The organism is Pseudoxanthomonas sp. F11, from assembly GCF_037046485.1.
Lineage (GTDB): Bacteria > Pseudomonadota > Gammaproteobacteria > Xanthomonadales > Xanthomonadaceae > Pseudoxanthomonas_A.
Genome location: NZ_JBANLZ010000004.1, coordinates 284,160 through 298,957 on the forward strand (window position 1 = coordinate 284,160; position 14,798 = coordinate 298,957).

The following is a 14,798-nucleotide window of genomic DNA, read 5'->3' on the forward strand; positions in this document are numbered from 1 at the left end:
ATGGGTGCCGCACCTGCCACGGCGATCCTCTGGCCCGCGGTGGCGATGGCTGGCCTGACCTTCTTGGTGTGGGTCAGGCTTTACCAGTTGCGCCTGGGTGAGATGGCCCGCAAGCGCATCCACGCGCAGGCCTTGGCGAGTGCGGCCGATTCGGTGCGCCTGCTGTCCGATACCCGCGCGTCGGACAACTTCCGCAACCTGTTCGAGCTGCCGGTGCTGTTCTACGCCGGTGTGCTGCTGGCGGCCCACATCGGCGTGTCGGACATGGTCTCGCTTGCCCTCGCGTGGGCCTTCGTCGGGTTGCGAGCCGTGCACAGTGCGGTCCACTGCACCTTCAACCACGTCATGACGCGCTTCGTCGCCTATGCGCTGGCGACACTGGTACTGATCGCCTTCTGGGCGCGCCTGGCCTTCGCACTGGCAGCGGCATGAGCGACGATCCCGAACTCAAGCGTATCCGCTGGCGCTGCCGGCGCGGCATGCGCGAACTGGACCAGTTGTTCGACCGTTACCTGGCGCGCTGCTGGGCGACCGAATCCGAACCGCAACGGGTGGTTTTCCTACGCCTGCTCGATTGCGAGGACGATAAGCTCTGGCGCTGGTTCATGGGCTACGAGCACTGTCCCGATGCGGAACTCGCCGCGCTGGTCGAAAGGATCCGTCAACTGCCGGCTTGAGTGGCGTCCCTCGCGCCTGCTGCAGGCGGTGCTGATCCTGCTGGGGGTGCTGGGTGCGGTCTCCGTCCTGGCGAGCGAAATGCCCCGTCCATGGGCCTGGCCTGTCGCGGTCGCGGCGCTGGCCTGGGGCGGATGGCAGGCACGCAGCGAAGGGAGGAGGCCTCGGCGCGCCTTCTGGTTTCCGGGAAACGACCGCCTGCCCACCGTCGACGGTACGCCGATGCAGGACGCGCACGTCCTCTGGCGTGGCCCGCTGGCGTTCCTGCGGTGGCGCGAGGGTGCGGGGCGGCGCTGGCGGCATGCCGCGTGGTGGCCCGATACGCTGCCGGCACAGCAGCGGCGTGAACTCCGGCTTGCTGCGGGCGCCGGGGCCGCTGGGCGGCACCGGGGGGATCGGGCACCATAGGCGCATGTTCAAGCCCATCCCCGTCGCCATCGGCCTGCGCTATCTCCGCGCCAAGCGCCGCAACGGTTTCATCTCCTTCATCTCGCTGGCCTCGGTCGTCGGCATCGCGCTGGGCGTGATGATCCTGATCACTACGTTGTCGGTGATGAGCGGCTTCCAGCGCGAGATCCGCGACCGCCTGTTGCAGGCCACCGCGCACGCCACCGTGATGGGGGCGGGCGAGGCCATGCAGGACTGGCCGCATGCCACCAAGATCGCGATGGATGATCCCCGCGTGTCCGGGGCGGCCCCCTTCATCCATGTGCAGGCCATGCTGACCGGCAACGCGGACCCGCAGGGCGCGCTGGTCACCGGCATCCTGCCGGGCGAGGAGCCCAAGGTCTCCGTCATCGGCGACAAGATGAAGGCGGGCACGCTGGATTCGCTGAAACCTGGCGAATTCCACATCCTGCTGGGACAGGAACTGGCGGCCTGGCTGCGGGTCGGTGTGGGCGACAGCGTGGTGGTCACCGCCGGCGACTTCCAGGGCACGCCCATGGGCGCGATGCCCAAGATAAAACGCTTCACCGTCACCGGCATCTTCGCGGTCGGCCACAACGATGTGGACCGCAACCTGGCGCTCGTGCACATGGGCGACCTGCAGCGCGTGCTGCGGATGGGCGAGGGCGTCACCGGCGTGCGCCTGAAGCTGCACGACATGTACCAGTCCTGGGACGTGGCGCGCGACCTCGCATTGCGTCTGCAGGGGCCGTACCGCATCAGCGACTGGACCAGCGAGAACGCCAACCTCTACCACTCGCTGAAGATGGAGAAGACGGTGATGGGCATCCTGTTGTCCTTCATCATCCTCATGGGCGCTTTTTCGTTGGTGAACTCGCAGGTGATGCTGGTCACCGACAAGCAGGCCGACATCGCCATCCTGCGTACGCTGGGCCTGACGCCGCGCGGGGTGATGCAGGTCTTCATGGTGCAGGGCGTGCTGATCGGCGTGATGGGCACGGTGCTGGGTGTGATCGGTGGCATCCTGCTGACGATCAATCTGGAGCACATCCTCGCGGCCATCGAAGCCGTGTTCAACGTCACCCTGCTGCCGTCGGATGTCTACTACATCACGGGCCTGCCCTACGAACTGGATGCGGGCGAAGTGGTGCTGATCGCAGCGGTCGCGCTGACGATGAGCTTCCTGGCTACGTTGTATCCCGCGTGGCGCGCCGCCCGCACACAGCCCGCGGAGGCGCTGCGCTATGAATGAGTCCATCCGTTCCGCGGTCATCCACGCCGAAGCGCTGGGCAAGACCTACGCCGAAGGCAAGCTGCGCACGCCCGTATTCGATGGCCTCGAACTGAACGTGCAGCCCGGCGAGACCGTGGCCATCGTCGGTGCTTCGGGCGCCGGCAAGAGCACGCTGCTGCATCTGCTGGGCGGCCTGGACACGCCCACGTCCGGCGAGGTCTACGTGGCCGGCAAGAAGATGTCGTCGCTGTCGGACGCCGCGCGCGGGCAGCTTCGCAATACGTCGCTCGGCTTCGTCTACCAGTTCCATCACCTGCTGCCCGAGTTCACCGCGCTGGAGAACGTGATGATGCCGGTGATGCTGGGCGGCGCCGCGACGGTCGATGCGGCGACCCGTGCGAAGGCGCTGCTGGAGTCCGTGGGCCTGGGGCATCGCCTCGAGCACAAGCCCGGCGAGCTGTCCGGCGGTGAAAGGCAGCGCGCCGCGGTCGCCCGTGCCCTGGTCAACCAGCCTGCCTGCGTGCTCGGCGACGAGCCGACCGGCAACCTGGACGAGAAGACGGCCGCAACGGTGTTCGACCTGATGCTGGAACTCAATCGCGCACAGAAGACCAGTCTGGTGTTGGTAACCCACGACCGGCGCCTGGCACGCCGGCTGGACCGGGTGCTTGAGCTGCACGAGGGCAAGTTGCGCGAGCTGGCGCCCGACGCGGTGTGAGCGGGCGCAGACTTGTCAGCCGTCCGATGCGTCAGTCGTCCGCACTCACCCCGGTGTGAACGGAGCTAAGCCGGCCCGGGAAGCGGATTCGGCTTGAAAGAAGTGCTAGGCGGCATTAGTAGGCGCCGCCGTCCTGTTTAAAGAAGACCAGGTCCTGGCGAATCTTGTCGTGCGTCACGTCCTGAGTACGGGCAAAGCCAATTCGCCCGTCATGCCGAATGGTTGTAGCCCGACGCAAGTAGCCTGCGAGAGCGTCACGCTCGGCAGCAGGGTTGAAGATGATCTGGTCGCCCTGCAGTTGCCAAGAGCCTGTCGCCTCTCCGTAGACACCCAAGCATCCCTGCCAGTCGCTAGCAAAGGTCCCATCGGGGCGAAGGGTGATGTATACCAAGCGGCCAAGGCCGTCACCGCTGTAGTAGGTGCCGGCCAATTCACTGACATGCGTGCGCACGGTTGCATCTGTGGCGCAGCCAGTGAGGAACGCAAAGAGCATCGCTACTACTGCGATTATCTTTGACATGTCGCCTGACGCGTGAATTAAGCCGCGCCGCGAAGCGGCGTCGGCTTGAATGAATTGTTAGGCGCTAAGCGACGCGCCAAGAAGAGTACCGCCAACCCAACAGCTGCGGACGCTCCTGCCCAAGCGGTGAACAAAGGAACGAATGGCTCGAACGGCCAATGCCCGGCAGTGAATAGCATGCCTAGGAGACAGGAAGCGAGAAAGAGAACCAAAAGCACAAGCCATCCTTTAGGCAACGTCCTTACGGTAGAACGGAACAGGGCTACAGGAAAAACCAGTCCGAGTGCGGAGAGAGTGAACGACATGGCAGCCAGTGCCGCCACAAGTTGAACGCCGCCAATGCAACCAAACTTCATGTCGCAGTTGCCAAGAGCAAACGATTGGAAGGCCGTGTACGAAATAAGACCAGCCCCGGCAATGAATCCCGGTCCTAGAGTCATTGCCAGAAGTCGACTGTATTGCTTCATAGCGCCTAACACCTGAGTTAAGCCGACCCGCGAAGCGGGTGGCAGTTCCTACGAAAAAGTGGACACCGATTCTTTAGCAGCACTGCTCGAACTCCACCGGTGATCGATAGCCCAACGCCGAGTGCAGGCGCTGGTGATTGTAGAACTGGATGTAGTCACTGATCGCCGAGCGAAGCGAGCTTTCACTATCGAAGCGGTGGCGATGATACATGTCCGACTTCATCGACTTGTTCCATGACTCCATGTGCGCGTTGTCGTTCATGCGGCGCGGCCGGTTGACCGACTGCACCAGCCCGGCGCGCGCCAATCCCTGCCTGAAGCCGTTGGCCATGAACTCGATGCCGCGGTCGCTGTGGAACAGCGTATCGCAGGCTGGCGCGCGTGTCCGCAAGGCCGCGGCCAGGGCGCGACGGGTCAGCGAGGCCGTGCGTTCGGGCCCCAGCGACCAGCCCAGCAGCCGGCGGGAGTAGCGATCCATCACAGTCGCCAGATAGCGCCACTGGCCGGCGACCTTGAGATAGGTGACATCGCCCACCCAGATCTGATCGGGCCGATGGCAAGGGTGTTCGTGCGCACGGCTGGGGACGCTGTCCAGGAACCGCGCCAGGCCGGGCCGTCGGCGATACAGGCGGGCCGAGCAGGCGCGCACGCCTTCCTGCCGCATCAGCCGCTCCACCCGGCGGCGTCCCACGGGCTCGCCCTGACGCCTGAGCGCGGCATGCACGCGTGGGCTGCCATAGGTGTGCCGGCTGGCCTCATGCACCCGGCGGATCTTCTCCACCAGGCAGGCATCCTCGATCTGGCGATCACTGCACGGTCGCCTTACCCATGCGTAGTAGCCGGCCGCGCTGACCCGGTAGAGACGGCACATCGTCCTCACCGGACAGGTTTCCTTGTGGTGCTCGATGAAGGCGAAGATCTCGCTTTTCGATCGGAAGTGAACGCGATCGCTTTTTTTAAAAGGTCATGCTCGAGCTTGAGTTGCTCATACTGCCGCTTGATCTTGCGCAACGCCTTCAGTTCGGCGGCCGTCGACGGATCCACCGGTGCACCCTTGGTCACGATAACGCCCTCTCGCGCGAGTCTTCGCCAACGAGACAGCATGTGGGGATGGATGTAAAGCGACTGGGCGACATCGCTGACCCGCACGCCGGGCTGCTGGCTCAAACGAACGGCAGAGGCCTTGAAGGCATCGCTGTAGCGATGGATGGTTCGGGGGCCTGGCTTTGGCATTGGGACACTCCTGAGGGTTAGGTCAGGGTGTCCACTAAACCGTAGGAACTACCGGTTCGGCTTGAATGAATTGTTAGGCCGCGGCGCTAAGTACAAGTGAAACCTCCCTTGCGGCAACCGTGACCACCCCGAACTCTCCAGCAATACGGTACTCGCCTAGTCGCACAAGCGAAAGCTCGTCAATGCAGCCGTAATCCATGCTGCCGTCAGCGTCATGAGTGGGTGGAACAGCGGCTTGTGGGAGCAGGCCGCTAACAGAAGAAACACTAGAAAACCGAATGAGGCCGGGGCGATAGCAAGCCCACTCACCACTCGCAGGTGGCGTTGCTTCTGGATGGCTTTGCAAGAGGCTCGCGAGAACGCTGAATGTGAGCGAGTCTGAAGCGTAGTGCCACGAGAGAACGAATGTGTCCTCCAGCAATATGTTGTCAAACGCATCAATGCTCATGAGCGGCCTAACACCTGAGTTAAGCCGACCCGCGAAGCGGGTTCGGCTTGGACGAACTGTTATGCGCGCCAAGGTAAACCCGAAGCCGGCCGCCCGCAACGGTGCGGGAAGAGTGGGGAGCACGGACAAAGCATCCAGATGCACGGAGCAGGTCGAGGCCAGCAAAGACCGAAGCCCACAGCGCCGCAAATCCGTAAGTCATGAAGCCATCCTTTGCCGAGCGGCGCGAATGCCATGCATCCGAAGCCGAGTGAAGCGAAGCCGGGAGGCGCGAGTGAACCGGACAGGTCAGCGACCGATCAACGCCGAAGCCTGCGATGCGGCGAGAGTCGCAGCATCACCGAAGCCGACAACACCAACACACCTACCCACGCATAACTACCTAGTAGACCCCAAAAAGGGGTGATAGCGCCGAGTATTCAGGTCGTGCCGGTGGGCGTCAATCGGGTTTTTCCTATGCGAGTTCAATGCCTTGCCTGATGGCGGGTGCTGCCGGCGGGTGCGAGGGTGGGCGCGTTATTCGCAGGGAATGCGGCGGTCATGGAATATCAGCCGAAGGTCGGGGCGGTATCGGATTCGGGCGAGGGCAAGGTAGGTGGACGCTTGTTGGAGGACGTTGTCCGGCGTTTGCGGGTCGGTCACTACAGCTTGCGTACCGAGCGGGCATATCTGGGATGGATACGACGGTTCATCCTGGCCAATGGCACACGTCATCCCCGTGAGTTGGGGGCGACGCACGTCGAGGCGTTCCTGACCGGTCTGGCGGTGGAGGGGCACGTGGCGGCCAGCACCCAGAACCAGGCCCTATCGGCCATCCTGTTCCTCTACCGCGACGTGCTGGGCATGAAGCTGGCCTGGATGGACGACGTGGTACGCGCCAAGCGGCCGCGGCGTGTCCCCACGGTCCTTTCGCAAACCGAAGTGCGGACCTTGCTGGCCAACATGGAGGGGCGCATGGCGGTGCTGGCGCGGCTGCTGTACGGCACCGGGATGCGGCTGATGGAAGGCGTCCGCCTGCGGGTGAAGGACGTGGATTTCGCCCGCAACGAGATCACGGTGCGGGAGGGCAAGGGCGGAAAGGATCGCCGGACGGTGTTGCCGGCGTCGCTGGTGCCGGCGTTGCAGGCGGAGGTGGAGCGCGTACACGTCCTGCACCAGTGCGATCTCGGGCGGGGCGCGGGCGAGGTGTGGCTGCCGCATGCGCTGTCGCGCAAGTATCCCAGGGCGGCAAGGGAGCTCGGATGGCAATACGTGTTCCCTGCGCGGACCCTGAGCCTGGACCCGCGCGATGGCCGGTGGCGGCGGCATCACCTGGACGAGGCCATGCTGTCACGGTCGCTGAAGCGCGCGCAGCTTGCCGCGGGCATCACCAAGCCGGTGACGGCGCATACGCTGCGCCATTCCTTCGCCACCCATCTCATCGAAGCGGGCTACGACATCCGCACCGTGCAGGAACTGCTGGGGCACAAGGACGTCGCCACCACCCAGATCTATACCCATGTCCTGAACCGCGGCGCGGGTGCGGTGCTCAGCCCGCTGGACCGCTGACATGGCGGCCGCCGCCCTTCCGGCACGATATCCGCTGCCGCCTTTCGGCCTGGCCTGCACCTCTGCGGTCTTGCTGGGCATGGTGGCCCTGCTGTGGTCGCCCGCGCTGCTTCCTGGTGCCGTCCTGTGGGTCGGTCTGGCCGCGGGATTGGGCGGCTGGTACGCGGGCAGGCATTGGCGTTGGGCGGGCGCGATGCTGGCGGGCGCGGCTTGGGCCGGCCTGCATGCCACGTGGAGCTTCGGTGCACAGTTGCCGCCGGCCTGGGAGGGGCGCGATGTCATCGTCAGTGGGCGCGTGGTGGGCTTGCCGGAACCGCAGGCCCGGCGCACGCGGTTCCTGCTGCGGGTGGACGATGCCGATGCACAGCCGGCGCCGCTACGCGGAAAGCTGGTCCGGCTGGCGTGGTACGACGACTTCGGTGCCGAGGTGGCCGGCCCCCGCACGCGGCTCGGGGCGGGTGAGCGCTGGCGGCTGCAGGTGCGCGTGCGTGCGCCGCGGGGACTGGCCAATCCGGGCGGGATGGATGCCGAACGCCATGCGGTGGCGCAGCGGATCGCAGCGACCGGCTACCTCCGCAATGCCGCGCTGGCGCGAGAGCTCGCGCCGCCACGCGGGATCGACGCCTGGCGCGATGCCATGTCGCAGCGCATCGCGCGGGAAGTACGCAGCGACGCGGCCCGCTTCGTGCGCGCCTTGGCGCTGGGCGACACGCGGGCGCTGGACGATGCGGACTGGCAGGTCCTGCGCGCCACGGGCCTGACACATCTCATCGCGATCTCCGGATTCCATGTGGGGCTGGTGGCAGGCGGCTGCGCCCTGATCGGGGCGGGACTGTGGCGGCTGTTGCCCGCGCTGGCGCGGTGGATACCCCGTCCGCAGGTGGCCGGTGCGATGGCGTTGGCAGGCGCCGTGGCCTATGCCGCCGTCGCCGGGTTCGCGCTGCCGACGGTGCGCACGGTGCTGATGATCGCCGTGGTGGTGTTGGCCCGTCTGGCGCGCCGCCATGTGCGCCTGGTGGACGTGCTGGCGCTGGCGATGCTGGCTGTACTGGTATTCGATCCGTTGTCGCTGTTGGCGGCGGGCTTCTGGCTCAGTTTCGGCGGTGTGGCCTGGCTTGCCTGGTGCCTGCCTGCGTCGATGCACTGGGCAAAGGCGTTCCTGCCCGCGCAGGCGGTGGCCACGATAGGCCTGCTGCCGTTCACGGCGGTGCTGTTCGGGCAGGCGTCGCTGGCGGGCCCGCTGGCGAATCTGTTGGCGATTCCGTGGTGGAGTCTGGTGGTTGTCCCGTTGGCCTTGCTGGGAACGGCGCTGGATACGGTTCATGCGGGGGCAGGCGTGGGGGCGTGGCAGGCCGCGGCCGCCTGTTTCGGGCCCACCTGGCGCCTCTTCGAGGTCGTGGCCACCCATCCCCAGGCCCTGCACTGGCTGCCCGAAAGTCCGGCCTGGACGCTGTGGCTGGCGCTGGCCGGTGGGTTCTGGCTGCTGATGCCGCGTGGCGTGCCGGGCAAGGCATTGGCGCTGCTGCTGTGGCTGCCGCTGGTGTGGCCAGACCGTGAGCGGCCACGCGCCGGCGAGGTGGAACTGGTGGTGATCGACGTGGGGCAGGGGTTGTCGGCGCTGGTGCGTACCTCGCGCCATGCGTTGCTGTTCGATGCCGGACCGGCGGTCGAGGACGGATTCGATGCCGGCGAACGGGCCGTGGTCCCGGCCTTGAGGGCGCTGGGCGTGACGCACCTGCACGCCCTGGTGGTCAGTCATGGCGACAACGATCATGCGGGTGGGGTGGATGCGGTGCGCGACAGCCTGTCGGTGCGTACCGTGCTGTCGCCGCTGGGCAGTGGGGTGCCGGCGCGGGCGCCCTGTGTGGCCGGCGCCGCCTGGACGTGGGACGGGGTGCGTTTCCGGTTCCTGCATCCAGGGCGCTACTTCCCCTACCTGGGCAACGAGGCCAGCTGCGTGCTGAAGGTGGAAACGGCGCACGGCAGCCTGCTGTTGCCCGGCGATATCGGCGCCATCGTCGAACGCGGGCTGGTGCATCGCGACGCGGCATCGCTGCGTGCGGACGTGGTGGTGCTGCCGCATCACGGCAGCGCCGGTTCGTCCGATCCGGCCTTCGTCGCCGCCACGTCTCCCCGCCTGGTGCTCAACTCCAGCGGCGCCGCCAACCGCTTCGGTCATCCGCGGGCGCCGGTGGTCGCACGCTGGCGCGCACGCGGCGGGGAACTGCTGGATACGCAGTCCAGCGGTGCGCTGCGGGTGTGGGTGGGTGCGGACGGGCTGCAGGTGCGTGAACGGCGTCACGACCGGCCACGCTGGTGGGACGCGGTGCGGCGCCAGCGGGCCGGTGGGCTATCCTATCGGCCGGAAGAGGAACGGCCCGATGCGCCGGAGGACTGAACGTGCTGGAACTGGTGAAGGCCGGCGGTTGGCCGATGATCCCGCTGCTGCTGCTCGGCGTGCTGGCCCTGGCCATCGTGGTGGAACGTTTCTGGTCGCTGCGTCGCAAGGAGATCCTGCCGCCGGGACTGGGCGAAGAGGTCCGCGCCTGGGCCGCCCGCGGCCAGCTGGAACCGGCCCATATCGAATCGCTGCGCCGTAATTCGCCGCTGGGTGAGCTGCTGGCGGCGGCGCTGGACGTGCGCAACAGGCCACGCGACCAGATCCGCGAGCGCATCGAGGACACCGGCCGCCACGTGGTCCACCGCATGGAGAAGTTCCTCAACGCCCTAGGCAGCATCGCTTCGGCGGGGCCGCTGCTGGGCCTGCTGGGCACGGTGGTCGGCATGATCCAGATGTTCCTGGGCATCCAGGACAGCGGCGTGGGCGACGTCAACGCCCTGGCGGGCGGCATCGGCAAGGCGCTGGTGTGCGCGGCGGCCGGCATGATCGTGGCCATCCCGGCGCTGCTGTTCCACCGCTACTTCCGTGGCCGGGTCACCGGTTACGTGATGGAGATGGAGAAGGAGGCCACGGCGCTGGTGGATGCGCTGGAGGCCCGCCATCCGCGCCTGGTGGTGCGCCCGTCCGGCGCGGCCGCCGCGGCGCCGGCGCCGACCAGCGCCTGAGGCCGCCGCATGCGCATCCGCGACGACCGCGCGCAGGAAGAACCCGAGATCAACCTGGTACCGTTGATCGACGTGATCCTGGTGCTGATCATCTTCTTCGTCATCACCACCACCTTCGACGCCCGCTCGATGCTGCAACTGCAGCTGCCCAGCGCCGCGGGCGAGCCGGTGGCCGCGCAGGTGAAGGCGCTCAGCGTGCTGGTCAATGCCGACGGGCGCTACTTCGTCGATGAACACGAAGTGCTGCGGCCCGATATCGATGCCCTCAAACAGACTCTGCAGCAGGTCGCCGGCAGCGACCGCAGCCGGCCCGTGCTGCTGCGCGCCGATGCGCGCACGCCGCACCAGGCCGTGGTGACCGCGCTGGATGCGCTGGGCCAGCTGGGCTTTCGCAAGGTCAACATCGCCACCGCGCCGGAGGCGCAGAAGTGAGCGGAACCGATTCGCCGTGGAAGGTGTATACCCGGCTGCTCGGGTTCGCCAGGCCCTATCGGGGCCTGCTGCTGCTGGCCGGGGTCGGCATGCTGCTGGAGGCGGGCGCAGGCGGTGCGTTCGCCAAGTTGATGGAAAGCGTGGTCGACGAGACCTTCATCAAGCGCGACGAAGCCAAGAGCCTGCTGCTGCCCGCCTACATCGTGGGCCTGTTCGTGATCCGTGGCGTCGCCGGTTACATCACCGACATGGGCATGGGCAAGGCCGCACGCAGCATCGCGCGTGATTTCCGTGTCGAGGTGCTGGGCAAGTACCTGCGGCTGCCCGGCCTGCGCTTCGACACCGAGCCTGTACCCTCGATGCTCGTGCGCCTGGGATCGGACAGCGACCAGGTGGCGCAGGCGGCCGTGGACGCGATGAAGGTGATGATCCAGCAGTCGCTGCAGGTCGTCGCCATGCTGGCCGTGATGCTCTACACCAGCTGGCAGGTGACCATCGCCATCCTGCTGATGGCGCCGCCGCTGGCATGGATGATGGACAGGGTGGCCAAGCGTTACCGCCGTATCAGCCACCGCATCCAGGAGAGCGGGGCGGAGATGATGCAGGCCGCCGACCAGACCCTGTCCAACCAGCAGGAAGTGAAGATCTACGGCGCCCAGCGGACAGAACTGAAGCGCTACGCCGGCCTGGCGGACACCAACCTGAAGCTGGCGATGAAGGTCGAGGCCACGCGCAGCATTTCCTCGGCCATGGTGCAGCTGATGGGCGCGGTGGGCCTGGCGCTGCTGCTGTTCTTCGCCGGTCGCGAGGCGATGGCCGGGCGCCTGACGGCAGGCGGGTTCGTATCGTTGATGGTGTCGATGATGGCCATCATCCCCGCGCTGAAGCAGCTGACCAACGTGCAGAACATGCTGCAGCGGGGCGTGGCGTCGGCGCAGCGCCTGTTCACGGTGCTGGACGCGGACGACGAGCAGGATCACGGCACCCGCCCGCTGGACCGCGCGAAAGGCGTGATCGAATTCCGCGATATCACCGCACGCTACCCGGGCCAGAGCCGTCCCGCGCTGGAGGGCATCAGCTTCACCGCGCGGCCGGGGACCGTCACCGCCATCGTCGGCCGTTCCGGCAGCGGCAAATCCACGCTGATCAAGCTGATACCGCGCTTCTACGAGGCCGAGTCGGGCCAGATCCTGCTCGACGGCCATCCCCTGCAGGACTACCGCCTGGCCGACGTGCGCCGGCAGATCGCGCTGGTGGGGCAGCAGGTGATGCTGTTCGACGGCACCGTCGCCGCGAATGTGGCGTACGGCGAGCTGCAGGGCGCGCAGGCCGGCGTCATGGAAGCGGCCGTGCGCGGTGCCAACGCGATGGAGTTCGTCAGCGAACTGCCAGAAGGTCTGCAAGCACCGATCGGCCACAAGGGCGGGCGCCTGTCCGGTGGCCAGCGGCAACGCCTGGCGATCGCGCGCGCGATGCTGAAGGACGCGCCCATCCTGATCCTGGACGAGGCCACCGCCGCACTCGACAACGAATCCGAACGGCTGGTGCAGAACGCGCTGCAGAAGCTGATGCCCGACCGCACCACGCTGGTCATCGCCCATCGCCTGTCCACCATCGAGCACGCCGACCAGGTGCTGGTGCTGGACCAGGGGCGCCTGGTCGAACAGGGTACCCATGATGAACTGCTTGCACGTGGCGGCCTCTACGCACACCTGTACCAGATGCAGTTCCGCGAGGGCGACGCGGGGTGAGCCGGCGCACGATGCCGCAACCTCCGGGCTACTGGTTCGGCCACGCGCCGGTGCCGGTCTGGGCACGCGCGCTGGCGGGGGTGTACGGTGCCGTCATCGCCCTGCGTCGCCGGCTCTACCGGATGGGCGTGCTGCGCCGCCACCGGGTGGGCGTCCCGGTCATCGTGGTGGGCAACATCATCGCCGGGGGGACCGGCAAGACGCCGCTGACCATCGCGTTGGTGGAGCGGCTGCGGGCCGCGGGGTTCCGCCCCGGGGTGGCCAGCCGCGGTTATGGGCGCGGCGACGAGACGCAGGCGCGCTGGGTGGACGCGGCCACGCCGCCCGCCGAGGGCGGCGACGAGCCCGTCCTGATCGCGCGCCATACCGGTACCCGGGTGCGCGTGGACCGCGATCGCGTGGCGGCGGCGAAGGCGCTGGTCGCGGCGGGGTGCGATGTCGTCATCTGCGATGATGGATTGCAGCACTACCGGCTGCGGCGCGACATCGAGATCGAGGTCATCGACGGCGCGCGCCGCTACGGCAACGGCCGCCTGATGCCGGCCGGCCCGCTGCGCGAGCCGGCCGCGCGCGCGGCGGAGTGCGACTTTCGCGTGGTCAACCTGCCGGATGCCGAAGACGCCGCAGGATTCGGCGAGTGGCCGATGCACCTGCAGGCCGACGATGCGCTGCCGTTGCGCGGCGGCCGTCCCAGGCCATTGTCCGCATTCGCGGGCCAGCGTGTGCATGCCGTCGCCGGCATCGGAAATCCGGCGCGCTTCTTCGCCATGCTGCGCCGCCACGGCCTGGGCGTGGTGCCGCACGCCTTCGCCGATCATCACGCCTATCGCGCCGAGGATTTCGCGTTCGGCAGCGAGTTGCCCGTCCTGATGACCGAAAAGGACGCGGTGAAATGCGCGACGTTCGCCAATGGGTGGTTCTACAGCGTGCCGGTGGTGGCCAAGCTACCGGAAGCCTTCTGGATCGCGTTGCTGGAACGGCTGGCGCAGGCCACGGCCGCCCCCGCCGGCAAGGCCTGAATCCCTTCTTTCCGTGAGTGCTTCCCGATGACCGATTTCATCGTCGCCATTCCCGCCCGGCATGCCGCCTCGCGCCTGCCCGGCAAACCGCTGCGCCTGCTCGGCGGCACCCCGCTGGTCGTGCACGTGGCCCGGCGTGCGCTGGCAGCCGGCGCGCGCGAGGTGTGGGTGGCCACCGACGACACGCGCATCCGCGACGCCCTGCGGGAAACCGGGGTGCGCGTGGCGATGACGTCCGAACGGCATGCCTCCGGCAGCGACCGGCTGGCCGAATGCGCCGACATCGCCGGGTGGGCCGACGACACCGTGGTGGTGAACCTGCAGGGCGATGAGCCCTTCGCGCCGCCGGCGGGTATCCGCGCCGTGGCCGACACGCTGGCGTCCAGCGGCGCCGACATGGCCACGCTGGCGGTGCCCGTCGAGGACGCGGCGACGCTGTTCGATCCGAATGCGGTCAAGCTGGTACGCGCCGCGAACGGCGACGCGCTGTACTTCAGCCGCGCGCCCATCCCCTGGCATCGCGACGCCTTCGCGCAGTCCCGCGATGCCTTGCCCGAAGGTCAGTGGCTGCGTCACATCGGCATCTACGCCTATCGCGCCGGTTTCCTGCGCCGGTTCGCGGCCATGCCGCCGGGCAGGCTGGAGCAGATGGAATCGCTCGAACAGCTGCGGGTGCTGGAAGCAGGGCATCGCATCGCGGTGTCGCTGACCCCGGCGCCGTTTCCGCCCGGTGTGGACACGCCGGAGGACCTGGCGCGTGCGGAAGCGATCCTGCAGGCGCAGGCGTGAAGCTGCTGGTCGTCTGCCTGGGCAACATCTGCCGGTCGCCGATGGCCGAGGGCGCGTTGCAGGCCCGTCTGGCGGCGTCCCCGCTGGCCGGCCGGGTGCAGGTGGATTCCGCCGGCACCGGCGGCTGGCATGCCGGCGAACCGCCGGACCGGCGCGCCATCGCCTGCGCGCGAGGTCATGGCGTGGACATCGCCGGGCAACGGGCGCGCCAGCTGCACCCCGCCGACTTCGAGGTATTCGACTGGATCCTGTGCGCCGACCGCGCCAATGTCCGTGATGTCCTGCGCTTGGCCCCCGCGGCACGCCGCGAGCGCGTCGCGCTGCTGCTGGAATGGGCCGGCATCCGGGCCGGAGGCGAGGTGCCCGATCCTTATACGGGTGGGCCGGAAGACTTCCAGCAGGTCTGGCGACTGGTCGATTCGGCCGCACAGGCGGTCGTGGCCCGGCTCGCTGCCGGTTGAGACTTGGGCATAATCAGGGACGATGACGG

At 67.6% G+C, this 14,798-nt stretch carries 16 protein-coding genes; 13 read left to right on the plus strand and 3 right to left on the minus strand.

Annotation, left to right across the window (positions count from 1 at the left end):
* From V8246_RS14195 to lolD, 5 genes are read left to right on the plus strand one after another with little or no spacing between them, the layout of a single operon-like run.
* A complete protein-coding gene (locus V8246_RS14195; RefSeq protein ID WP_336189778.1) occupies positions 1-432 on the plus strand; it encodes an MAPEG family protein in 432 nt (143 codons plus the stop codon).
* Positions 429-677: a succinate dehydrogenase assembly factor 2 gene (locus V8246_RS14200; protein WP_162109200.1), complete on the plus strand. Its 249-nt coding sequence runs from the start codon at positions 429-431 to the stop codon at positions 675-677. Before V8246_RS14195 ends, V8246_RS14200 begins: the two co-directional genes overlap by 4 nt.
* Entirely contained in the window at positions 628-1,083 is a 456-nt protein-coding gene (locus tag V8246_RS14205) for a hypothetical protein (protein ID WP_336189779.1), read from the plus strand. The genes V8246_RS14200 and V8246_RS14205 overlap by 50 nt, the downstream gene beginning before the upstream one ends.
* 4 nt (positions 1,084-1,087) lie before the next feature.
* Positions 1,088-2,335 (plus strand): lipoprotein-releasing ABC transporter permease subunit, encoded by a 1,248-nt coding sequence (locus V8246_RS14210; RefSeq protein WP_284449509.1) that lies wholly within the window; start codon positions 1,088-1,090, stop codon positions 2,333-2,335.
* Complete coding sequence (lolD, locus tag V8246_RS14215; RefSeq protein ID WP_284449510.1) at positions 2,328-3,035, plus strand: lipoprotein-releasing ABC transporter ATP-binding protein LolD; 708 nt, start codon at positions 2,328-2,330, stop codon at positions 3,033-3,035. Before V8246_RS14210 ends, lolD begins: the two co-directional genes overlap by 8 nt.
* A 115-nt stretch (positions 3,036-3,150) precedes the next feature.
* Here the strand turns inward: lolD and V8246_RS14220 are convergent, their stop codons facing one another.
* The 3 genes from V8246_RS14220 to V8246_RS14230 form a co-directional block, all read right to left on the minus strand.
* The gene (locus tag V8246_RS14220) at positions 3,151-3,528 is read right to left on the minus strand and encodes a hypothetical protein (protein ID WP_336189780.1); all 378 of its coding nucleotides are present in this window, start codon (positions 3,526-3,528) and stop codon (positions 3,151-3,153) included.
* Between the two features lie 567 nt (positions 3,529-4,095).
* A complete protein-coding gene (locus tag V8246_RS14225; protein WP_336189870.1) occupies positions 4,096-4,941 on the minus strand; it encodes an IS3 family transposase in 846 nt (281 codons plus the stop codon).
* Positions 4,899-5,255, minus strand: coding sequence for a transposase (locus tag V8246_RS14230; RefSeq protein WP_336189781.1), 357 nt, complete (start codon positions 5,253-5,255; stop codon positions 4,899-4,901). Before V8246_RS14230 ends, V8246_RS14225 begins: the two co-directional genes overlap by 43 nt.
* 988 nt (positions 5,256-6,243) lie before the next feature.
* Here V8246_RS14230 and V8246_RS14235 point away from each other — a divergent pair.
* From V8246_RS14235 to V8246_RS14270, 8 genes are read left to right on the plus strand one after another with little or no spacing between them, the layout of a single operon-like run.
* Positions 6,244-7,251, plus strand: coding sequence for an integron integrase (locus V8246_RS14235; protein ID WP_336189871.1), 1,008 nt, complete (start codon positions 6,244-6,246; stop codon positions 7,249-7,251).
* A 1-nt stretch (position 7,252) separates the two neighbouring features.
* Complete coding sequence (locus tag V8246_RS14240) at positions 7,253-9,649, plus strand: DNA internalization-related competence protein ComEC/Rec2 (RefSeq protein ID WP_336189782.1); 2,397 nt, start codon at positions 7,253-7,255, stop codon at positions 9,647-9,649.
* A gap of 2 nt (positions 9,650-9,651) precedes the next feature.
* Positions 9,652-10,317 (plus strand): MotA/TolQ/ExbB proton channel family protein, encoded by a 666-nt coding sequence (locus V8246_RS14245; protein WP_336189783.1) that lies wholly within the window; start codon positions 9,652-9,654, stop codon positions 10,315-10,317.
* Positions 10,318-10,326: 9 nt separating this feature from the next.
* Positions 10,327-10,749, plus strand: a complete 423-nt coding sequence (locus V8246_RS14250) for a biopolymer transporter ExbD (RefSeq protein WP_187572897.1) — start codon at positions 10,327-10,329, stop codon at positions 10,747-10,749.
* The gene (msbA, locus tag V8246_RS14255; RefSeq protein ID WP_336189784.1) at positions 10,746-12,500 is read left to right on the plus strand and encodes a lipid A export permease/ATP-binding protein MsbA; all 1,755 of its coding nucleotides are present in this window, start codon (positions 10,746-10,748) and stop codon (positions 12,498-12,500) included. Before V8246_RS14250 ends, msbA begins: the two co-directional genes overlap by 4 nt.
* Entirely contained in the window at positions 12,497-13,519 is a 1,023-nt protein-coding gene (lpxK, locus tag V8246_RS14260) for a tetraacyldisaccharide 4'-kinase (protein ID WP_336189785.1), read from the plus strand. The genes msbA and lpxK overlap by 4 nt, the downstream gene beginning before the upstream one ends.
* A gap of 27 nt (positions 13,520-13,546) precedes the next feature.
* The gene (gene kdsB / locus V8246_RS14265; protein WP_336189786.1) at positions 13,547-14,308 is read left to right on the plus strand and encodes a 3-deoxy-manno-octulosonate cytidylyltransferase; all 762 of its coding nucleotides are present in this window, start codon (positions 13,547-13,549) and stop codon (positions 14,306-14,308) included.
* Complete coding sequence (locus tag V8246_RS14270) at positions 14,305-14,769, plus strand: low molecular weight protein-tyrosine-phosphatase (RefSeq protein WP_336189787.1); 465 nt, start codon at positions 14,305-14,307, stop codon at positions 14,767-14,769. Before kdsB ends, V8246_RS14270 begins: the two co-directional genes overlap by 4 nt.
* Positions 14,770-14,798: the final 29 nt, after the last annotated feature.

Excerpts from the sequence above, each read along its gene's own strand:
- V8246_RS14195 (WP_336189778.1), top strand. The coding sequence starts at position 1 with ATGGGTGCCGCACCTGCCACGGCGATCCTCTGGCCCGCGGTGGCGATG.
- V8246_RS14200 (WP_162109200.1), top strand. The coding sequence starts at position 429 with ATGAGCGACGATCCCGAACTCAAGCGTATCCGCTGGCGCTGCCGGCGC.
- V8246_RS14205 (WP_336189779.1), top strand. The coding sequence starts at position 628 with ATGCGGAACTCGCCGCGCTGGTCGAAAGGATCCGTCAACTGCCGGCTT.
- V8246_RS14210 (WP_284449509.1), top strand. The coding sequence starts at position 1,088 with ATGTTCAAGCCCATCCCCGTCGCCATCGGCCTGCGCTATCTCCGCGCC.
- lolD (WP_284449510.1), top strand. The coding sequence starts at position 2,328 with ATGAATGAGTCCATCCGTTCCGCGGTCATCCACGCCGAAGCGCTGGGC.
- V8246_RS14220 (WP_336189780.1), bottom strand. The coding sequence starts at position 3,528 with ATGCTCTTTGCGTTCCTCACTGGCTGCGCCACAGATGCAACCGTGCGC.
- V8246_RS14230 (WP_336189781.1), bottom strand. The coding sequence starts at position 5,255 with ATGCCAAAGCCAGGCCCCCGAACCATCCATCGCTACAGCGATGCCTTC.
- V8246_RS14235 (WP_336189871.1), top strand. The coding sequence starts at position 6,244 with ATGGAATATCAGCCGAAGGTCGGGGCGGTATCGGATTCGGGCGAGGGC.
- V8246_RS14240 (WP_336189782.1), top strand. The coding sequence starts at position 7,253 with ATGGCGGCCGCCGCCCTTCCGGCACGATATCCGCTGCCGCCTTTCGGC.
- V8246_RS14250 (WP_187572897.1), top strand. The coding sequence starts at position 10,327 with ATGCGCATCCGCGACGACCGCGCGCAGGAAGAACCCGAGATCAACCTG.
- kdsB (WP_336189786.1), top strand. The coding sequence starts at position 13,547 with ATGACCGATTTCATCGTCGCCATTCCCGCCCGGCATGCCGCCTCGCGC.